Here is a 21000-nt window from a genome sequence, read left to right as displayed (position 1 = left end):
TTTGCGGTATTAGCTCGAGAAAGGAGGTGATCCAGCCGCACCTTCCGATACGGCTACCTTGTTACGACTTCACCCCAGTCATGAATCCTACCGTGGTGACCGTCCTCCTTGCGGTTAGACTAGCCACTTCTGGTAAAACCCACTCCCATGGTGTGACGGGCGGTGTGTACAAGACCCGGGAACGTATTCACCGCGGCATGCTGATCCGCGATTACTAGCGATTCCAGCTTCATGCACTCGAGTTGCAGAGTGCAATCCGGACTACGATCGGTTTTCTGGGATTAGCTCCCCCTCGCGGGTTGGCGACCCTCTGTTCCGACCATTGTATGACGTGTGAAGCCCTACCCATAAGGGCCATGAGGACTTGACGTCATCCCCACCTTCCTCCGGTTTGTCACCGGCAGTCTCCTTAGAGTGCTCTTGCGTAGCAACTAAGGACAAGGGTTGCGCTCGTTGCGGGACTTAACCCAACATCTCACGACACGAGCTGACGACAGCCATGCAGCACCTGTGTATCGGTTCTCTTTCGAGCACTCCCGAGTCTCCTCAGGATTCCGACCATGTCAAGGGTAGGTAAGGTTTTTCGCGTTGCATCGAATTAATCCACATCATCCACCGCTTGTGCGGGTCCCCGTCAATTCCTTTGAGTTTTAATCTTGCGACCGTACTCCCCAGGCGGTCAACTTCACGCGTTAGCTACGTTACTAAGGAAATGAATCCCCAACAACTAGTTGACATCGTTTAGGGCGTGGACTACCAGGGTATCTAATCCTGTTTGCTCCCCACGCTTTCGTGCATGAGCGTCAGTATTGGCCCAGGGGGCTGCCTTCGCCATCGGTATTCCTCCACATCTCTACGCATTTCACTGCTACACGTGGAATTCTACCCCCCTCTGCCATACTCTAGCTTGCCAGTCACCAATGCAGTTCCCAGGTTGAGCCCGGGGATTTCACATCGGTCTTAACAAACCGCCTGCGCACGCTTTACGCCCAGTAATTCCGATTAACGCTTGCACCCTACGTATTACCGCGGCTGCTGGCACGTAGTTAGCCGGTGCTTATTCTTCCGGTACCGTCATCCCCGAAGGATATTAGCCCTCAGGATTTCTTTCCGGACAAAAGTGCTTTACAACCCGAAGGCCTTCTTCACACACGCGGCATTGCTGGATCAGGCTTTCGCCCATTGTCCAAAATTCCCCACTGCTGCCTCCCGTAGGAGTCTGGGCCGTGTCTCAGTCCCAGTGTGGCTGGTCGTCCTCTCAGACCAGCTACTGATCGTCGCCTTGGTGGGCCTTTACCCCACCAACTAGCTAATCAGCCATCGGCCAACCCTATAGCGCGAGGTCCGAAGATCCCCCGCTTTCATCCGTAGATCGTATGCGGTATTAATCCGGCTTTCGCCGGGCTATCCCCCACTACAGGACATGTTCCGATGTATTACTCACCCGTTCGCCACTCGCCACCAGGTGCAAGCACCCGTGCTGCCGTTCGACTTGCATGTGTAAGGCATGCCGCCAGCGTTCAATCTGAGCCAGGATCAAACTCTTCAGTTCAATACCTGTTACTGTTTTCGGTTCGGTTAAGAACCGGTCGCTCACTCAAAGCTGACAGGTTATGAATTGCTTCATGAACCTGACTTACTTTTGTGTGAGACTCTTGATACTTTTGCTGACCTGATCCGGAGATCAGGACCGCGTCGATCAAGCGTCCACACTTATCGGCTGTTAATTTTTAAAGAGCGTTTCCACCAAGCTGACCGGACTTGCCGGCTTTCTCAGCGGCGCTGCGTTTTCAGCAGCAGAGAAGCGAGATTATGATCAACATTTCGCAGCGCGTCAACTACTTTTTTCTCGCTGCGATCAACAACCCGCGTTGATCACTTCCCTTCGACAGAACCAACAAGCAGCCGACTTTCGGCGCTGCGTTTGTCCTGCCTAGCTTCCCCTTCCGCGCCGCGTTTCCGTTAGCGCGAAAGAGGCGTGATTCTAAGCACCGATCCCGCTTCCTGCAAGCCCTTTCGTGAAGAATCGGCAGAAAAAAACGGCCAAGGGCGCCGCTCACGCGGCGCCCTTGTCAACAAGCCTTTGATAGCAAAAGAAGAAATGCGGAAGGAGCGCGAAATCAGGTTGCGGATGCAACGATCACGATACCTGCACGACACCCCGAGCGACGTCCGCTTACGTTCATCGAGCGATCCAGTTCGCCGTCGACATTCATGCAATGCCTGGCGGCCGTTGCCTTCATCACCGCTTTCAGTTAGTGCGCTGTTCTCCCTGATAGAAACGCGCGAGATCGACCTTCATCGCGTGCAGCGCCGCGTCATCGAGATAGATCATGTGGCCGGTCGGGTAATGGCGGATCTCGACGTTGGCCTGCAGCGAACGCTCGATGCCGAGATGCGAGAGCGCATATTCGGTCGCGTAGAACGGCGTCGCCAGATCGAAATAGCCGTTCAGCGACATCACGCGCAGCTTCGGGTTCTGCCGCATCGCCTCGGCCAGATCGCCGGCCGCGTAGGGCACGGCCAGCCGCTCGCCCCACCACTCGCGATGCTTCCAGTCCCATTGCACCAGCGCCGCGTCGTTGAACACGCGATAGCGGTCGGCCGGACGGTAATCGAGACCGTTCGCCAGATGCTGATGCAGCGCCGCGTCGAACACGCTCGAAATGCTCGCCGCCGACGCATCGAAATCGGGATGCTCGCCGGCATCGTCGTAGTCGATGCCCTCGAAGCGAGCGTCGTAGCGGCCGAGGCTGCGCGACTCGCCGCGCAGCAACTGCTTGCGAAAACGCGTCGGCCCGACCCGCAATCTCGCCTCCTTGATGTATTGCGCGTCGACGCCGGTGTATTGGGCGATCCGCGCGGCGATCGCATCGCGCTCGGCGTCCGGCAGCGCGTCGCCCTGTGCGAGCGCCTGCTCATACGGGCCGCGCGCGAACGCCCGCACCTCGTCGAGGAAGGCGGGCAGGCTCGGCGGCTTCGGCCGCAGCCGGTCGTGATACCAGGCGATCGCCGCGAAGGTCGGCAAATAACTTTCGCTCTCGAAATCGGAGCCGGGCGAGAACGCCGCCGAATCGAGCACGGACGACATCAGGATCACGCCGTTCAGCGCGATGTTGCTCTGGTTCAGGCGGTAGGCCAGCATCGCGGCCCGCGCGGTGCCATACGACTCGCCGAGCAGATACTTCGGCGAATTCCAGCGCTGGTTGACGGTCAGGTAACGCTCGATGAAATGATCGAACGCGTCGAGATCGCCGTCGACGCTCCAGAACGCCTTGCCCGTCGCGTGGCCGACCGTGCGCGAGAAGCCGGCGCCGACGGCGTCGATGAACACCAGATCGGTCTGGCCGAGCAAGCTGTCGGGATTGTCGGCGAGATCGTAGGGCGCCGGCCCGCTGACGGCCGGGCTCGCGGTGCGCGCGCGCTTCGGGCCGAACGAGCCCATCATCAGGAACACGCTGCCTGCGCCCGGGCCGCCGTTGAACAGGAACGTCACGGGGCGTTCGCCGGGCCGCTTGCCGTTGGCCGTGTAAGCAATATAGAAGACGCTGGCCGTGGCCTGGCCGGCGTCGTCGCGCAGCAGCAGGTTGCCGGCCGTCGCGGTGTAGTCGAGCGTGCGGCCGTCGAGACGGATCGAATGGCGCGTGACCGACGCCGCCTCGGGCGGGACCGGCACGAACGCGCCATCGTTCTGCGCCGGATGGATGTCGTCGGGCCGGTGGGCATCGGGCGCGGCGGCTCGATGCGAGGCGTCCGCCTGCGAGGCCGGTGCCGGTGCGGACCGGGCGCGAGCCGGCGGCGGCACGCTGGATGCACGCGCGGGCTCGACCGCCGATGCCGCCGATGCCGCCGCCGGCCCGGCCGAATCCGCCGCGAACGCGGAGCCCGGCCCCGCCGTCGTCGCCAGGATTGCAATCAGCCAGCTCAAGCGACGCGACACGACATTCAGGCGAAACGACATGACGACCTCGATCGGCGGATGGTCTGCGGATTGTCGACAGATCGCGCACGGGCGTCAACGCGCGCGCGACCGCTGCCCCGGCTTTCCGCGCGCGCGGCATCGAACGTGGCATCCAACGCAAACGGGCGAGCCCTGCGGCCCGCCCGTCATCGTGTCTGTCGTTACGCCTGACGGCGCGCCGGCATTCACGCGCGCCGCCACCCCCTCACCGCCAGCGCCACGAGCGAGGTCGCCACGGCCATCACGACCACCGCCGTCCAGCCCCACTGCGCGAACAGCAGCGTGCCGAGCGCCGCGCCGCCCGACATGCCGATGAACATGCCGACGAACAGCACCGCGTTGAGCCGGCTGCGCGAGGCCGGGTCGATGCCGTAGACGATCGTCTGGTGCGCGATCAGCGTGGACTGGAAGCCGAGATCGAAGCCGACCGTACACAGCGCGATCAGCGCCAGTTGGCCCGACACCGGCATCAGCGGCGCGAGCCCCATCGCCGCGAACGACACGGTGGCCACGCCGATGCCGAGCCGCGTCACGGATTCCGCGCCGCGGCGGTCGGCCAGCCGGCCGGCGAGCGGCGCGGCCAGCGCGCCCGAGGCGCCGGCCAGGCCGAACGCACCGGCCGCCGCGCTGCCGAGATGGAACGGCGCGCCGTGCAGCATCACGGCAAGCGTGGTCCAGAACGCGCTGAAACCGATCGAGAGGATCCCCTGCGCGAACGCGGCGCGGCGCAGCGCCGGATGGCGGCGCCACAGATGGCCGAGCGAAGCGATCAGTTCGCGATACGGCAGCTGCGTGGTGGGCCGGAAGCTCGGCAGCCCGCGCGCGGCGGCCACGCCGATCACGGCGACGCTGAGCGCCGCGAACACGAAGGTCGCGCGCCAGCCGAGGCTGCCGGCCAGCACGCCGGCCACCACGCGCGAGAGCAGGATGCCGAGCAGCAGCCCCGTCATCACGGTGCCGACCACCTTGCCGCGATGCGCGTCGGGCGCAAGCGTCGCGCCGGCCGGCACCACGTCCTGCGCGAGCGTCGCCGCGAGCCCCACCGCGAAGCTCGCGGCGAGCAGGAAGCCGATCGACGGTGCGAGCGCGGCGAGCAGCAGCGCGCCAACCAGCACGGCGGCCTTGACGAGGATCACGCGGCGTCGGTCGTAGCGATCGCCGAGCGGCGCGAGCAGCAGGATGCCGAGCGCATAGCCGAGCTGCGTGAGCGTCGGCACGAATCCGACCGCACGCTCGGAGGCGCCGATGTCCGGCCCCAGCACGCCGAGCATCGGCTGGCTGTAATAGAGCGGCGCCACGCCGAGACCGGCGGCGGCGGCCAGCAGCAGCACGAGGCGCGGCGTCAGCACGGACGGCTGGCCGTGCGCGGCATGCGCATGCGCGGGTGCCGGTGCGGCGGGCTCGGCCGCGCGCGGCGCATAGGTCGCGGCGGCGGCCGGCAGCACCGCTTCGCAGCTGCCGCCGGCGGCGGAGTCGAGGTCACAGGTCGAGGTCATGGGTGCGGTTCCGGGTCGTCTTGAATCTGGAACGCGAGTGTGATTGGGGGCGTCCGATCCCGGTAGTAGCACCGCCCGCACATTTGTTATACGCTCAGCGCATGAGCGCCAAAACCCCTGTCACGCCGGCCCCGAGCGGCCGTTCCCGGGCACTGGAAGCGTCGCCCGGTGATGCTGGTTATCGTTTCCAGCTGATGGAAACCTTCGTTCGTATAGTGGAATCGGGCAGCCTGTCGGCGGCGGCGGCGCTGCTGCGGACCACCCAGCCCACCGTCAGCCGGCGCCTGCAGGCGCTCGAGCGCTCGCTCGGCGTGCGCCTGCTGCATCGCTCGACGCATACGATGCGGCTGACCGTGGACGGCGAGCGCGCCTTCAAGCGCGCGAAGGATCTGCTCGCGAGCTGGGCCTCGTTCGAGGCCGACCTGCGCGGCGCGCAGCAGGAGCCCGAAGGCCCGCTGCGGGTGACGGTGCCGCACGCGTTCGGCCAGGAGATCTTCGTCGAGCCGCTGATGCGCTTCCTGCGCGAGCATCCGCGCGTGACCGTCGAATGGCTGCTGCAGGACGAGGTCCGCGACTTCATCGGCAACGGCATCGACTGCGCGATCCAGATCGGCCGGCCGACCGATCCGTCGGTGGTCACGGTCAAGCTCGCCAACGTGTCGAGGATCGTGGTGGCCGCGCCGTCGATGCTCGCCGGCGGCCGCATCCCCGAGACCCCCGAGGAACTCGCCACGCTGACCTGGCTCTCGCTGCGCACCTATTACCGCAACGAGGTCGCGCTCACGCATCGCGGCACGGGCGAGACGCGGCGCTTCACGATCCAGCCGCGCATGAGCACCGACAATCTGTTCGCGATGCGCAGCGCGATGCTGCACGGGATGGGCATCGGCATCAGCTCCGCGTGGCTGCTCGCCGACGATCTCGCGGCGGGCCGCCTCGTCCACGTCGCGCCCGACTGGCAGGCCGCGCCGCTGCCGGCCTATCTGACCTATCCGCACGCGCGGTTCTATCCGTCGCGGCTGCTGCGCTTCGTGGCGGCGATGCGCGAGGCGGTGCCTGGGCTCGTGGCCGACGGGACGCAGACGCTGGGCTGAGGCGCGCTCGCGCCGCCTTTCTTCCCGCCCGCCCCGACATCACCATCACCCACCGCGCCACCCGATCCAGCACCGCCACCAACCCCGCCCCGCACCACCCGCTCGCGCCGCTTCGGATTCCCCGTCCGGCATTCGGATCGCGCCGAGCGGTAAACGGCACGCCTCGCGATGATCGCCTCGGCGCGGCGCCGGCATGCCACCACGCCACGCGCCCGCCTTCCAATCAAGACATCACAACATCACGAGGGATTTGGTCATGACGATTTCACGTCGTTCGATTCTGAAAAGCGGCGCGGCGGCACTCGCCGTCGGTGCGCTCGATGCGCGCGGCCTCACGCGCGCGCTGGCCGCGACGCGGCGCGCGGCGGCGAGTGGCGCCGGCGACGTCGTCGGCAAGGTGACGGTGGGCTACCAAGGCTGGTTCGCGGCGATCGGCGACGGCGCGCCGATCAACGGCTGGTGGCACTGGGCCGGCAACTGGGCCGCGGTGCCCTCGCCCGCCAACAACGCGATCAAGGCCTGGCCCGACATGCAGGGCTACACGCACACCTATCCGACGGCATTCAGCCCGCTCAACAGCGGCGCGCCGGCTACGCTGTTCTCGCAATACGACCTCGACACGGTCAACCTGCAATTCAGCTGGATGCAGCAGAACGAGATCGACACGGCCGCGCTGCAGCGCTTCAACCCGTTCTCGGGCGAGGGCGCCACGCGCGACGCGGCCGCCGCCCACGTGCGCCAGGCCGCCGAAACCTACGGCCGCAAGTTCTACATCATGTATGACGTGACTGGCTGGACCAGCATGCAGACGCAGATCAAGCAGGACTGGACCGCGAAGATGTCGGCCTACACGGCGTCGTCGGCCTACGCGCGCCAGAACGGCAAGCCGGTGGTCTGCATCTGGGGCTTCGGCTTCGACGACGCGAACCATCCGTTCGACGCCGCCGCCTGCGCCGACGTGATCCAGTGGTTCAAGAGCCAGGGCTGCTACGTGATCGGCGGCGTGCCCACGCGCTGGCGCACCGGCGAATCGGTGCGGCCGAACTTCCTCGACGTGTTCCATCAGTTCGACATGATCTCGCCGTGGATGATCGGCGCGATCGGCTCGATCGCCGACGCGAACGCGTTCGCGGTGGAAGTGGCCGCGGCCGACCAGGCCGATTGCGCCGCGCACGGCATCGACTACCAGCCCTGCGTGATGCCGGGCGACCTGTCGGTGCGCCAGCGCGCGCACGGCAACTATATGTGGCGGCAGTTCTACAACCTCGTGAACCTCGGCGTGTCGGGCCTCTACATCTCGATGTTCGACGAGTACAACGAGGGCAACCAGATCGTCAACACGGCCGCGACGCAGCAGGACGTGCCGGCCGGCTCGGGCTTCCTGAGCCTCGACGAGGACGGCACGCCCTGCTCGCCGGATTACTACCTGCGCCTCACGCGCGACGGCGGCCGCATGCTGAAGGGCTCGCTGGCGCTCACGCAGGTGCGGCCGACCGCGCCGGTGACGAACAGCACGACGGGCCTCGCCACTGTCATCAGCCTGCGCTCGCGCACCAACAGCCTCTACGTGACGGCCGAGAACGCGGGCAGCCAGCCGCTGATCGCGAACCGGACCGCGATCGGGCCGTGGGAACAGTTCGACCTGGTCGATGCGGGCGGCGGCGCGGTGGCGCTGCGCTCGCACGCCAACGGGCTTTACGTGACGGCCGAGAATGCCGGCGCCGCGGCGCTGATCGCGAACCGCGCGGCGGTCGGCCCGTGGGAGACCTTCGACCTGATCGTGCAGCCGTTCACGGGCGCCGCGGTGGCGCTGCGCGCGCATGCCAACGGGCTTTACGTGACGGCGGCGAACGCGGGCCAGGGCCAGCTGATCGCCGGTGCCGCGCAGGTGGGCGGGTGGGAGCAGTTCGACCTGGTGGTGTCGTGAGCGTCGGCTGAGAGCGCGCGGCGAGTTGATCGCCGGTGCTACACGGGTGGGTGGGGGGCGTTCAGGCCTGCTCGTGTCGTGAGCGTCGATTAAGGGCGCGCGCTGAGTTGATCACCGACGCTGCGCAGGTCGGTGGGGGTCGTTCGACATGTCGTTTTCGTGAGCGGCCGGCGGCCGGCCTGAAGCGACAAGCCCGGCCGGCCCTTCATGAATACGACCGGACCCACCCGCCACGCGCATCGCCCGCGGCGGGCCTTCCGGCGGCGCATCCGGCTTCCATTCACGCGCCGCGGCCGACCCGCGGCCGTCAGCCCTTCACGAGGCCGCCGTCGACGATCAGGTTCTGCCCCGTCACCGCGCGCGACCACGGCGACAAAAAGAACAGCACCGCGTCGGCGAATTCCTCGGGCGAGGTCACGCGGCGCAGCGGCGTGAAGCCGGCGATCATCTCGAACACGGCCTCGGGCGTGGCGCGGCTCGCGTCGGTGGCGCGCAGCAGGCCGCCCGACACCATGTTGACGGTGATGCCGTCGGGGCCGAGATCGTTCGCGGCGGTGCGCGTCAGCGACAGCAGCGCGGCCTTCGACGCCGTGTAGTCGTGATAGGGCACCACCGGATTCTGGAACAGGTTGGTGCCCACGTTGACGATCCGGCCGAAGCCGCGCTCGCGCATGCCGGGCAGCGCGGCCTGGATCGTGTTCAGCGCGCCCTTGAGCGCGCCTTCCAGTTGCTGCTGCATGCGCTGCCAGCTGATCTCGCCAAGCGTCGGACGCGCATCGCCATCAAAACGGAAACTCGCGAGCGCATTGTTGACGACCGCGTGTACCGGCTCGCCGGCGCGCTCGCTCGCCTCGGCGAACAGCCGGCCCACCGCCTGCGCATCGGTCACGTCGGCCTGCAGCGCGATCGCGCGCGGGCCGAGTTCGGCGGCCAGTTCGCGCGCCGCCGCCTCGCTGTGCAGATAGTTGATGACGACGCCCGCGCCCTCGCGCGCCAGCGCGCGCGTGATCGCAGCGCCGAGCCCGCGCGCGCCACCGGTAACGAGCACCCATTGTTCGGACAGCTTCATCGGCGAGACCTCCGGATCGAAAAGCGCGATTATCGCGCGCGACGGGCGATGGCGCGCGATCGTGTCGAAGCCAAACGGGTGCGCGATAGGCCGCGCCGCGCCGGGCTTCGCGAATCGGCCGGACGGCGGCCGCCCGCCACCGTCACCGCGCGCAACGCAAGCCGCATCGCCGGCCCGCGCACCTCAGTCGAGACCGGCGCGGCGCGCCACCCACGCCGCGAAATCAGCGACGATCGCCTCGCTCAGCTGGTGGCCGACCGGATAGCGGCGCGTGTCGTGCGGCACGCCCAGCCCGGTCAGCTTCGCGTCGGCGCGCTCGGCCCACGACACCGGCAGCTTGTCGTCGTCGTCGCCGTGCGCGATGAAGGCGTCGAGCGTCGCGAGCGCCTCGCGCGGGGCGAGATGCGCGTCGATCTCGGGCAGGATGCGGCCGCTCAGGATCGCGAAGCCGCGCACGTCGGCGGGCGAGCTGAGGCCCACGCTCGCGCTCATGATGCCGCCCTGGCTGAAGCCGCCGATCAGCGTCGGCAGCGGCGCGGCGCCGTCGGCGGCATGCAGCGCGCGGATCAGCCCGATCAGCGCGAGCCGGCTCGCATCGGCGCGCGCGGCGTCGATCGACGGACCGTTCGGCCCGAACTGCACCGGGAACCATGCGTATTGCCCGGGGCCAAGCGTGAGCGGGCCGCGCACGAAGCCCAGTTCGAGGCGCGGGTCGAGCGCCTCGGCCATCGCCATCAGATTGGTTTCGTTGCCGCCGACGCCGTGCAGCAGCAGCAGGCGCGCCCGTGGCGTGCCGTGCGCCGGGCGCAGCCGGTAGGCGAGCGTCGAGCTCGGTTCCTGGATCAGGTCGGGGGTCATCGCGTATCGCTCCGCACGGAAGATGGGGACAGCCGGCGCGGCACGGCCGCGCGACGCAGGATCGCCAGTCTGAAACAATCTCGTCAAGCAATAAATCAACATGAAGAAATGCATTAAATCCTATTTGGAACGAATGACGAGGCGAGGCCGCGTTCCTGTCGAGCGACCGGCGCCGTGGCCACGGTTTTGCAGCGCCCGCGGGCCGCGTAGCACAATGACGGCTTCCCTTGCCGACCGGTGCCGCGCCGCCGTCCGAATCGCCGATGACCACCCAGCCCGCCCCGATCCCCTCCGACGCGTCGCCCGTCGGCGTCTATGCGTGCGACGACGATGCCTGGCTCGTCAGCCATTCGGACCGCCCGCACCTGTTCCGCATCCAGCACCGCCGCGCGGACGGCGCGATCGACATCGACACCGTCGTCGATCCCGACAACCTCGACGCGAAGCTGCGCAAATGGCAGCGCGAAGGCTACACGCGCGGTGACGCGGATGCCACGGGCGCGCCGCCGCCGCATCGGGCCGGCTTCCTGCGCGAACTGCGCGCGGCGGCCCGCGCGACCGCGCAAGCGGCCAGGACACCGGCCACCGACGCGCCGCCCGGCGCGACGCTGGCCGGCGTCACGCTGCCGGCCGGTGCGGGCGGCCCGCTGGTGCCCGCGCGCAACCCCGCCTACCTGTTCGGCGCGCGCGCCGCGAACGTGCTGCGCGACATTGTCGAAAACCGCCGGCTGCTGCTGATCGGCCACACGGGTAGCGGCAAGACCAGCCTGATCGAGCAGACGGCCGCGCACTCCGGCCACGGCGTGCTGCGCGCGAACATGAACGGCCAGACCACGGTGGGCGACTTCGTCGGCTTCTGGACCGTCAAGGGCGGCGCGACGATCTGGGTAGACGGCGTGCTGCCGGGCGCGATGCGCCAGGGGCTCTGGCTGATCGTTGACGAGGTCGATTTCGCCGAGCCGGCGATCCTCGCCGTGCTGACCGCCGTGCTCGAACCGGGCGGCCGGCTGCTGCTGAAGGAGAAGGGCGACGAGATCGTCGCGCCGCATCCGTCGTTCCGCCTGTTCGCGACCGCCAACGCGGCCGGCGCGATGAGCCGCTTCCGCCATCTCTACCAGGGCGCGAACGTGATGAACGACGCGTTCCTGGATCGCTGGCGCGTCTACGAGATCGACTATCTGACGCCGGCCGACGAGGCCGCCGTGCTGCGCCGGACCTTCGGCGAGCGCGTCAGCCCGGCGATGGCCGACACGCTCGCCGCGATCGCGGCGGCCTGCCGGCGCGCGTTCGAGCGCGACGACCTGGCGAGCGCGTTCTCGACGCGGCGCCTGATCGACTGGACCGACCTGATGCTGCGCACCGGCGACCCGGAAGAGGCGGCCGGCCCGACCATCTACGCGAAGGTGAGCCTCGACGATGCCGCGCTGATCCGCGACATCATCCGCCACCACATCGATCTCGACGCGGCGTGACGGCCATGCGCGATCCCGCCGGCATGAACGCGAACGCCCCGGCCGGCACCGGCGACGATCCGGGCGAGCGGCTCGGCAAGCTCGCGCGCGTGCTGACCGGCGACGCCGCCGTGCAGGTGCGGATCTCGCACGACGGCCCGGCGCGGTTGCCGGGCGGCGAGCCGTCGGCGTCCACGCTGCTGGTGGTGCCGGCCAGCGCCGGCGGCGCGCCGCTGTCCGCCGACGAACTGGCGGGCTGGGTCGACCTGCTCGCCGCGCGGCTGCGCTTCGGCGAGCCGGCACGGCGCGCACGCGTCGCCTCGCACGTCACGCGCGCGCTCGCGGAGACGATCGACGACCACCGCGCCAGCCTCGCGCTGCTGGCCCGCTTCCCCGGCGCCGCGCCGCTGCTGGCGCGCCAGCGCGAGGCGGCAGCGCGCGAGACGGCCCTGCGCTGGCCGAAGCTCGGCTGGCGCGAGCGCTTCGTCTGGCGCGTCTCGCGCATGCTTCGCGGCGAGGCGCCACCGCCGGCCGAGCGCAGCGCCTCGCTCGACGCCACGCTGGCCGCCGCCTCGGCGCTGATCGACGCGGCACGCGCCTCGCGCTCCACGGCCGCCAGCATCGACGCGGCGGCGGCAATCGTCGAACGGGTCCGGGCGCTCGCGCGCGGTGACGCGAACAACATGATGATCGGCGTCGATCGCGAGACGACGCTCGATTCCCCGGCGAGCATGGCCGAGGTGGCGAACGACTTCGCCGCCGAAGACGAACCCGGCGCGCCCGATCCACTCGATGCGCGCGCAACCAATCCGGCGCAGCCCGGCGCGACGACGCTCGCCGACACCGCCCCGGCCGACCCCGACGCCGACGCTGCCGGCGACAGCGCCCCCGCGCCGCGCCCGGCCCGCGCCGACACCACACCGGCGCTGTCGATCCCGATCACCACCGCGTTCGACACGATCACCGACCTGACCGGCAGCGGCGACGCCACCGCGTGGCGCAAGCTGCGCGCCGCGGCCCGCGCGCAGACCGCACGCCTGAAGGCCCAGCTCGAGCGCGCGCTCGAAGCCGACGAACAGCTGCACTGGCGCGGCGAGCAGGAACGCGGCGAACTCGATCGCCGCGCGCTCGCGCGCCTCGCCACCTCGCCCGGCTATCGCACGCCGTTCCGCGTGCGGCGCGCGCGGGCCGGGCGCGACACGGCCGTCACGCTGCTGATCGACCGCAGCGGCTCGATGGCGGGCCGCAAGATCGAACTCGCGCGCCTGTGCGCCGCCGCGCTCTGCGATGCGCTCGCCCAGCTCGGTTTCGCCTGCGAGGCGCTCGGCTACAGTTCGATCGACGCGCCGGCGATGCGCGCCTGGCATCAGGCCTGGCTGGCCGCCGGCCACTCGCCGCGCGGCCACAACCGCTTCGTGGAGCGGCTCGACCTGGAGATCTACAAGCGCTTCGATTCGGACAATCCGAGCGGACTCGCGCGCATCGAATGCGGCCACGAGAACCCCGACGGCGAGGCGCTCGCCTGGGCCGCCGAACGGCTGCTCGCGCGCCGCGCGCGGCGGCGCATCCTGATGGTGCTGTCGGACGGCTATCCGGCCACCGGCGACGGCGACCCGGCCCGGCTGCGCGCCGACCTGCGCGCGCGCATCGCCGAAATCGGCGCGCGCGGCATCGAGCTGATCGGCGTGGGCATCCTCGACGACGCGGTGGAGGCGTTCTATCCGACCAGCACCGTGGTCGAACGGCTGGCCGATCTGCCGGCCGTCGCGTTCGCGGCGCTGGGGCGCGCGCTGCTCGGCGAGCGCGGCCGCGCGGGCTGGGTGCGCGGCGCGCGATGAGGGCAGCAATGGCGCACGCGTCTCCGGCGGCGGCCCCGTGGCGAAGCGCCGGCCGCCGGGGCCCGGCCGCGTGCCTATTTCAGGAACGTCAGCGAGGCGAGGCTGCGCGCCGTGGCGTCGTCGTCGCCGACGATGCCCTGCGTATCGGCCACCACCGCATGCCGGCCGTCGCCGACCACGGCCCACAAGCATTGGCCCGCAACGGCATGGAAACCGGTGTCCGGATCGCTGACCCCGCAGGCGACGCGTGCGCGCATGCCCTGCCAGCCGGTCCCGGTGAAACGCTCGACCTCGACCGGATCGCCGCGGCCGAAACTCGTCATCCACTTGCCGCCATCGTTGCGCACGAAGCCTGCTTCCTGCTGCGCGACGGCTTCGAGCGCGCCGTCCACGACGTTGAACTCGACCAGATAGTCGCTGTTCGCCATCTCGGCGCCGACCAGCGCGACGCAGCGCTTGCCGCCGGTGCCGGGGCACGGCGTGACGGGCCGGCGGTTCGATGGGTAATCGAACGCGATGCCGAGGGCCGGGTTCGAATAGCGGCGCCATTCGGCCGGCTTCGCCGCCCGCAGCGCCGCGAGCCGGGCGTGATAGGCCTGGTCGAGGCAGGCCGTGTCGGCGCAGCGGTTGCGCGCGGCGAGCCAGATGCGCTGCTCGCGGGCCAGCTCGCCGGCATCGTCGGCTTGCGCGAGCGCCGCGTGGTAGGCGTCGTTCAGCTGCGTGTCGAGCCGGCCGAGCGCGGCGTCGTCGCAAATCCGGTGCTCGACCGGCGAATGCGCGGCCTGACAATGGAAACTCGCGCCGTGTGCGGACGCGGCGGCGGCCAGTGCGATCAGCAGCGCGCCGGCGCCGATTCGAACCGTCATGATTGCCCCCGTGGCGGGCCGGCGGCAGGGCCGGCTTATGTTCGGAAATTGGATCGAAAATTGCCGGAACCCGAGCGGGTCCGCGCAGTCGCACAGCTTACCGCCGGCCGGATGGCAAAACGCGGAAAGTGGTGTCCGACGCGATATTCGCCGCGATATTCGACGCGATATCCGGGCGGCGCAGGACCCGCCGCGCCGGCCGTCGCGCCATCCGGCCATTGTTCACACGGCGGAAACGTACTGTTCAATCCCGCGACGATGATCGGCGCGCGGAAATCGCCGATACTTCCGCCTGTTCCAGTGCGACGTTTTATGTCGCCTTGATTTCATTGCAGAAAAAATTTCCCATGTCTCCCAGAACTCCGCTCATCGGCTTGATCGCGGCGGCCCTGACACTCTGGCTCGGCGCCTGTTCGAGCGCATCCGACGTCAGCGCGACCGACAAGCCGCACGTCTATACCGTCAACACCACGGCCCACGGCGCCGTGCTCTCGTGGGCCGCGGCCCACCGCAAGGCGATCGGCACCGCCGATGCCTACTGCGCGCAGCAGGGCATGCATGCGAGCCCCGGCGCCGAGCACGTCTCCGACAACGAGGCGAAGCTCACGTTCGAATGCCATCCGACGCTGGTGATGGACCACTGAGCTTCGCGCGGCGAACGCTCGCGCACCGGATCCGGTGCTTGATTGCCTGAGATATTGCCGTGTGTTAACGGCTTGTCGCTGATGCACCGCCCGTGCTGGTCGATGCGGCCGGTGCGCTTGAGTTTGCGCCGGCACGCATCGGCAGTCGCGGCCGAACCGGGCCGCAGTCCCGGCTCCGCCCGCTTCAGGCGTCCACCGCGTCCTGCGCGCTCGCCAGCACCGCGTGCAGCAGCACGTTCGCGCCCGCCTCGGCCCATTCCTGCGTGATCGCCTCGGCCTCGTTGTGGCTGAGCCCGTCGACGCAGGGCACGAAGATCATGCCGGTGGGGGCGACGCGCGCCAGATAACAGGCGTCGTGCCCGGCGCCGGAAACGATGTCCTGATGCGAGAGACCGAGCGCCAGCGCCGCGTCGCGCACGGTCTCGATGCAGCGCGGCGCGAACGGCACCGGCGCGTAGTCGAAGATCTGCTCGATGCGCGCGCCGAGCCCGGTCTCGCTCGCGATCCGCGCCACCTCGGCGCGCAGTTCGGCGTCCATCTCGGCGAGCACGGCCGCGTCGGGATGGCGGAACTCCACCGTGAAGAAGCATTCGCCCGGCACCGTGTTGCGCGAATTCGGCCGTGCCTCGATCAGGCCGACCGTGGCGCGCGCGTCGGGCGCCCGGCCGCGGCCCATCGCGTCGACGAAGCCGATCACGCGCGCGGCGCCCACCAGCGCATCACGGCGCGCGTCCATCGGCGTGGTGCCGGCGTGCGCGTCGACGCCCGTGAACGTCAGTTCGTACCAGCGCTGGCCCTGCCCGGCCGTCACCACGCCGATCGTGTTGCCGGCGCGTTCGAGGATCGGCCCCTGCTCGATATGCAGCTCGTAGGCCGCATGCACCGGGAAGCCGCCCACCGGCGCGTCGCCCGCGTAGCCGATCGCGGCGAGCGCCGCGCCGAGCGTGGTGCCCTGGCGGTCGGTGCGCGACAGGCCGTAGTCGAGCGTGAACGCGCCCGCGAACACGCCCGAGGACACCATCGCCGGCGCGAAGCGCGAGCCCTCCTCGTTGGTCCAGAGCACGACCTCGATCGGCCGCTCGGTCTGCACGCCCGCATCGTTGAGCGCGCGGATCACTTCGAGCCCGCCAAGCACGCCGTAGATGCCGTCGTAACGGCCGCCGGTGGGCTGCGTATCGGCATGCGAGCCGGTCAGCACCGGTGCCGCACCGGCATGGCGGCCCTCGCGGCGCGCGAACACGTTGCCCATCGCGTCGACGCGGATCGCGCAGCCGGCCTCGCGCGCCCAGGCCACGAACAGGTCGCGCGATTCGCGGTCGAGTTCGGTCAGCGCGAGGCGGCAGACGCCGCCCTTCGGCGTCGCGCCGATCCGCGCCATCCGGTCGAGCGACTCCCACAGGCGCGCGCTGTCCACGCGCACGGCGCGAGGCGTGCCGGCCGGCAGCGGTTTCGATTCATTCGTCATCGTGGTTCTCTCCGGTGGCGTGCGCCGCGTCGCGCATCCGGTAGCGGAAGTCGCAGCGCGAGGCGCCCTGCATGATGGTGGTGGTGCGCGTGAGCGCGACACGCGGATCGTAACCGCGAATAAAATACTCGTCGCGCGCGCAGCTCAGCAGATGGCCGATCTCGCCGAGCCCCATCGCGTGATACATCTCCGCATAGGCGCAGCGATGCACGTCGTAGTCGTAGTGCGCGCCGTCCTCGCGCTGCACCTCCACGTCGAGCGCGTCGTCCTTCTCCCACAGCACCTGCAGCGCGACGAACGACGCGATGCTGGTGCCGTCCGGCTCCTGCGCCGCGAACGACTGGCCGGCATCCACGGCCGCGCCGCGCACCGCCTCGGCGATCACGGCCTGCGCGCGCTCGGTGCCGAACTCGCGCTTCATGATTTCGTAGATCGGCTTGATGATCTCCGCCTCGATCCTGCGGCGCGCGAGGATGCCCAGGCGATGGTCGGCCGCGTCGCTCGACGCGGCGGACTGGGTCGGCTCGGTCATGGTGACTCCTGACTTGGGGGTTCGTCGTTATCGTGGGTGATCGGTGCAGTCTGGGTGCTGCCGGTCCTGCCGGGCGGCGCGCGCCGCCCGTCGTGCCGCTTACTGCTTCGCGCCGCCGCCGAGCACGTCGACGACGTTCCACTTGCCGTCCTGCACGCGATAGATCGTATAGGCCGGATCCTTCAGGTTGCCCTGCGCGTCGAACGCGATGCGCCCGGTCACGCCCTGCCGGTCGACGCGATGCAGCGCGGCCACCAGCGTGGCCGGATCGGTCGAGCCGGTCTGCTGCGCGACGGCGATCAGCGTGGCGGCCGCGTCGTAGGCGAACGGCGCGTGCAGCTCGATCGGCGCGTGGTAGCGCGCGCGGTACTGCGCGTCGAACGCGGCGCCGCCCGGCATCTTCGCGAGCGGCCGGCCCGGCTCGAGCGCGGTCACGCCGTCGCCGTCGGCGCCGGCCAGCGAGAGGAAGGTCTGGCTCACGAAGCCGCCCGCGCCAAGCAGCGTGGCGTGGATCCCGAGCTGCCGCATGCGGCGCGCGATCGGCGCGGCCTGCGCGTCGATCCCGCCGAAGAACACCACGTCCGGCTGTTTGGCCTTGATAGCCGTCAGCACGCCGCTGAAATCGACGGTCTTGTCGTTCACGTATTCGCGGTCGACGATCGTGCCGCCGTCGGCTTTCACGCCCTTCACGAACTGGTCGGCGAGGCCCGAGCCGAACGAGGTGCGATCGTCGAGCACGGCGATGCGGCGCGCGTGCAGCGTCTTCACGGCGTAGGCGCCGGTGTAGGCGCCGCCGTCGTCGTCGTGGCCCATGATGCGGAACGCGGTGGCGTAGCCCTGCTGCGTGTACTGATGGCCGGTGGAGGCCGGCGCGATCTCGGGGATGCCGGCGTCGCGATAGACGCGCGAGGCCGGCACGCTGCATCCGGTGTTCCAGTGGCCGACCACGCCGATCACGTGCTGCTCGACCAGCGACTGCGCGACCGTCACGGCGGTGCGCGGGTCGGACTGGTCGTCCACGGCCACCAGCTTGTAGACGACGGGCTTGCCGTCGAGCGTCGGATGGCGGCGGTTCGCGTCGTCGAGCGCGAGCTGCGCGCCGTTCTGCAGATCCTTGCCGATCCGCGCGGACGGCCCGGTCAGCGGCGCCGCGAGGCCGATCAGCACGGTTTGCGGCGCGGCGGCGCCGGCGGGCAGCGCGAACGTGGCGCCGGCGGCGATGGCGAGCGCGGCGGCGGTGAGGGAGACGGATTTTTTCATGGGTGACAGGCGTGTGGGCGATCGATTAAAACATGAAAAATATTAAACAGTCATGCGATCACAACCAAATACGCTTTGATTGAATGCTTATGCCCGGCCGGCAATATCGAACCAATTCCTTAGCCACAAAGGAATCTGGTGATTTTGCCGTCGTCCGGATTATTCGATAGAATTCAAAACATGAAAAATATCGAACAATTGTCAAACGATCCGCCGCTGCGCGCGGTGCGCGCCTTCGAGGCGTTCGCGCGGCTGGGCTCGGTCACGGCCGCGGCGGCCGAACTCGACATCACGCCGTCGGCGGTCAGCCATCAGCTGCAGTTGCTCGACGCGTTCATCCTGACGCCGCTGACGGTGCGCGAGGGCCGCGCGCTGGTGCTGACCGACGAAGGCCGCGACTACTACCGCTCGATCAGCGCGGCGTTCTCGGTGCTGCGCAGCGCGACCGGCTTCGTGCGCGATCGCTCGTCGCTGCGACAGATCACGATCAGCCTGATTCCGCTGTTCGGCATCGGCTGGTTCGTGCCGCGGCTGCACCGCTTCCTGGAGGCGAACACCGACGTCGACGTGACCGTGCTCTACGCGAACCACCGCAACTATCGCAGCGACGCGTCGGATCTCTCGATCCGCTTCGGCGCCGGCGACTGGGCCGGCTATCGCTGCGAGAAGCTGCTGCCGGGCGCGATGGTGCCGGTCTGCAGCGCGGGGTTCCGGCGCCGCTTCGGGCCGTTCCGCAAGCCGGCCGACCTCGCCGCGGTGCCGCTCGTGCATGACGAGGACCGCAGCACCTGGGTGAACTGGCTGCGCGGCGCGGGCGTGCGCAACGTGCCGCCGGTGGTCGGGCCGATGTTCGAGGACGGGCAGCTGACCCTGAGCGCGATTCGCGCGGGACTCGGCGCGGGGCTGATGCGCGCGCCGCTGATCGAGGCGGAGCTGGCGAGCGGCGAAGTGGTGCAGCTGTTCGACAGCGCGCTCGACGACGGCCGCGACTACTATCTGTGCAGCCGCATGGACGCGGACCTGCCGGACGGCGCGCGGCGCCTCGCCGAATGGCTGCGGGAGACGGCGGCCGAATCGATGCGGCGCCTCGCGGCGGCGGGGGACCGGCGTTGAGGGGGCCGGTTTGCGCTAGAAGGTATAGCAGGCGCTGGAGCGGACCACGATCGCGTCAGGCGCGCACCCGACCGGCCCCGAGCCCCCGCCTACCGATCCCCAAGAAAATGCTCGATCGCGAAGTTGAACGCCTCGGGATCCTGCAGCATCGCGAAATGGCTCGTCCCGGGCAGGATCTGCAGCCCCGCGCCCGGAATCGTCGCGGCGATGTATTCGGTGTGCTCGCGCTTGATCGCCTCGTCGTGATCGCCGTCCATCACGAGCACGGGCGTGGTGATCGCCTTCAGCTGCGCATCGCTCCAGTTCGGCTGCGACGCCCACATGTGGCTGATCTGCTCGACGAACGCGTCGTACTCCTTCGGCGTCGGCGACAGGCGGCGGTACTCGTCGCCGCCGCGCCGGATGAAGGCCGCGAACGTCGGGTTCTTCTCGACGTCGGGCATCACGCCGTCGGTCTTCGTGTTCGCGGCGAACGCCACCACCTTGCCGACCCGGTCCGGATGACGGATCGCCATGTCGATGCCGATGATCGCGCCGTCGCTCCAGCCGACGATGTCGGCCCGGCGCAGCTTGAGCGTGTCCATCAGCGCGACCACGTCGTTCGTCATCAGGTCATAGCCGAACGGCTGCGCGTCGCGCGAGCTGCGGCCGTGCCCGCGGCTGTCCACCACGATCACCTGATGGTGCTTCATCAGCGCCTTGACCTGATGGCCGAAGTAATCGGAATTCGACAGGCCGCCGTGCAGCAGGATAACCGGCGTGCCATGGCCGATCGTGGCGTAGTAGAGATGGATGCCGTGGACGTCGGCGATGCCGTGCCGCTCGCCCGCCACCGGCGCCGGTGTGGGCGGCAGCGTCTGCCAGCGGGGTTCGGCCTGCGCGTGCAGCGTGAACGCGGCGCAGGCGCAGAGGAACAGGCGCTGCAGCCGCAGCCGGTTTCGGTTCGGATTGGTGGACATGGGAAGGACCGTGGGCGTTCGAATCGGGAGCGGCCATTATAGGAGCGCGGCACGCGCGATTGCCCGGCTGTTTCGGAAGGCCGGCCGGCGGTTCGGCCCCGCGAACGCGGAACGTTGAGCATGGCTTGAGGAACGAAGCAACGGCGCTCGGGCATCGTCAGGAATCCGATGCGACTCCAACGTGAACCGCGAGACCCGGCCGGAATGCGACGCGGCCCGCTACCGGGCCGCGTCGATCGCTCGAATGAGGGCTCCGGCACGCAAGTGTCGGAGCGGTTGCCTGCCGCGCCACAGGCATGCGGCCGCAAGCTCTGCGGGTTTAGGCGTGATGATCCGGGCACTCGCGCAGTAATCCCGGCTCGACACCGGACGAAGGGGCGCCACGGTGTCTCGCTCTGGCATCCATCATCGCGTGTCCCGGCGCACCGGTACAGCAGCAGCCGCAAGGAAAACGTGCATAGCAGATG

At 69.1% G+C, this 21000-nt stretch carries 15 protein-coding genes and 1 rRNA gene; 6 read left to right on the top strand and 10 right to left on the bottom strand.

Going from position 1 to position 21000, the window contains the following annotated elements:
- Positions 1 to 19 precede the first annotated feature (19 nt).
- The 3 genes from BpN12_RS01765 to BpN12_RS01755 all read right to left on the bottom strand — a co-directional run bounded on the left by BpN12_RS01765 (position 20) and on the right by BpN12_RS01755 (position 5457).
- Positions 20 to 1552, bottom strand: a 16S ribosomal RNA gene (locus tag BpN12_RS01765).
- A 699-nt stretch (positions 1553 to 2251) separates the two neighbouring features.
- Positions 2252 to 3961 carry a S10 family peptidase gene (locus tag BpN12_RS01760; RefSeq protein ID WP_246793569.1) on the bottom strand — a complete coding sequence of 570 codons (1710 nt, stop codon included), beginning with the start codon at positions 3959 to 3961 and terminating at the stop codon, positions 2252 to 2254.
- Positions 3962 to 4146: 185 nt separating this feature from the next.
- Positions 4147 to 5457, bottom strand: coding sequence for an MFS transporter (locus BpN12_RS01755; RefSeq protein ID WP_246793568.1), 1311 nt, complete (start codon positions 5455 to 5457; stop codon positions 4147 to 4149).
- Positions 5458 to 5558: 101 nt separating this feature from the next.
- Here BpN12_RS01755 and BpN12_RS01750 point away from each other — a divergent pair, with 101 nt between their 5' ends.
- Both BpN12_RS01750 and BpN12_RS01745 read left to right on the top strand, forming a co-directional pair.
- Positions 5559 to 6551 carry a LysR family transcriptional regulator gene (locus tag BpN12_RS01750; RefSeq protein WP_246793567.1) on the top strand — a complete coding sequence of 331 codons (993 nt, stop codon included), beginning with the start codon at positions 5559 to 5561 and terminating at the stop codon, positions 6549 to 6551.
- Positions 6552 to 6807: 256 nt separating this feature from the next.
- Positions 6808 to 8478: a lectin gene (locus BpN12_RS01745; protein WP_246793566.1), complete on the top strand. Its 1671-nt coding sequence runs from the start codon at positions 6808 to 6810 to the stop codon at positions 8476 to 8478.
- Positions 8479 to 8785: 307 nt separating this feature from the next.
- On the opposite strand, the gene BpN12_RS01740 is transcribed toward BpN12_RS01745, so the two are convergent.
- Positions 8786 to 9547 (bottom strand): 3-oxoacyl-ACP reductase, encoded by a 762-nt coding sequence (locus BpN12_RS01740; RefSeq protein ID WP_246793565.1) that lies wholly within the window; start codon positions 9545 to 9547, stop codon positions 8786 to 8788.
- Positions 9548 to 9730: 183 nt separating this feature from the next.
- Positions 9731 to 10405, bottom strand: coding sequence for an alpha/beta hydrolase (locus tag BpN12_RS01735; RefSeq protein WP_246793564.1), 675 nt, complete (start codon positions 10403 to 10405; stop codon positions 9731 to 9733).
- 263 nt (positions 10406 to 10668) lie between these two features.
- Here BpN12_RS01735 and BpN12_RS01730 point away from each other — a divergent pair, with 263 nt between their 5' ends.
- Both BpN12_RS01730 and BpN12_RS01725 read left to right on the top strand, forming a co-directional pair.
- On the top strand, positions 10669 to 11877 hold the full coding sequence (locus tag BpN12_RS01730) for an AAA family ATPase (protein WP_246793563.1): 1209 nt from the start codon (positions 10669 to 10671) through the stop codon (positions 11875 to 11877).
- A gap of 5 nt (positions 11878 to 11882) precedes the next feature.
- Complete coding sequence (locus BpN12_RS01725) at positions 11883 to 13694, top strand: cobaltochelatase CobT-related protein (protein WP_246793562.1); 1812 nt, start codon at positions 11883 to 11885, stop codon at positions 13692 to 13694.
- 74 nt (positions 13695 to 13768) lie between these two features.
- Here the strand turns inward: BpN12_RS01725 and BpN12_RS01720 are convergent, their stop codons facing one another.
- Entirely contained in the window at positions 13769 to 14560 is a 792-nt protein-coding gene (locus BpN12_RS01720; RefSeq protein WP_246793561.1) for a lysozyme inhibitor LprI family protein, read from the bottom strand.
- Positions 14561 to 14907: 347 nt separating this feature from the next.
- On the opposite strand from BpN12_RS01720, the gene BpN12_RS01715 reads away from it, so the two are divergent.
- Positions 14908 to 15204, top strand: a complete 297-nt coding sequence (locus BpN12_RS01715; RefSeq protein WP_246793560.1) for a hypothetical protein — start codon at positions 14908 to 14910, stop codon at positions 15202 to 15204.
- 184 nt (positions 15205 to 15388) lie between these two features.
- On the opposite strand, the gene BpN12_RS01710 is transcribed toward BpN12_RS01715, so the two are convergent.
- The 3 genes from BpN12_RS01710 to BpN12_RS01700 form a co-directional block, all read right to left on the bottom strand.
- Positions 15389 to 16669, bottom strand: a complete 1281-nt coding sequence (locus tag BpN12_RS01710; protein WP_246793559.1) for a Zn-dependent hydrolase — start codon at positions 16667 to 16669, stop codon at positions 15389 to 15391.
- Complete coding sequence (locus BpN12_RS01705; RefSeq protein ID WP_246793558.1) at positions 16659 to 17201, bottom strand: L-2-amino-thiazoline-4-carboxylic acid hydrolase; 543 nt, start codon at positions 17199 to 17201, stop codon at positions 16659 to 16661. Before BpN12_RS01705 ends, BpN12_RS01710 begins: the two co-directional genes overlap by 11 nt.
- Positions 17202 to 17300: 99 nt before the next feature.
- Positions 17301 to 18461, bottom strand: a complete 1161-nt coding sequence (locus BpN12_RS01700) for a branched-chain amino acid ABC transporter substrate-binding protein (protein ID WP_246793557.1) — start codon at positions 18459 to 18461, stop codon at positions 17301 to 17303.
- Positions 18462 to 18641: 180 nt separating this feature from the next.
- On the opposite strand from BpN12_RS01700, the gene BpN12_RS01695 reads away from it, so the two are divergent.
- The gene (locus tag BpN12_RS01695; protein WP_246793556.1) at positions 18642 to 19574 is read left to right on the top strand and encodes a LysR substrate-binding domain-containing protein; all 933 of its coding nucleotides are present in this window, start codon (positions 18642 to 18644) and stop codon (positions 19572 to 19574) included.
- Positions 19575 to 19663: 89 nt separating this feature from the next.
- Here the strand turns inward: BpN12_RS01695 and BpN12_RS01690 are convergent, their stop codons facing one another.
- Entirely contained in the window at positions 19664 to 20533 is an 870-nt protein-coding gene (locus BpN12_RS01690; RefSeq protein ID WP_246793555.1) for an alpha/beta fold hydrolase, read from the bottom strand.
- Positions 20534 to 21000 lie beyond the last annotated feature (467 nt).

It is taken from the genome of Burkholderia perseverans (assembly GCF_022870505.1).
GTDB classification, from domain to species: domain Bacteria; phylum Pseudomonadota; class Gammaproteobacteria; order Burkholderiales; family Burkholderiaceae; genus Burkholderia; species Burkholderia plantarii.
This window is presented reverse-complemented; position numbering and strand designations above follow the sequence as displayed.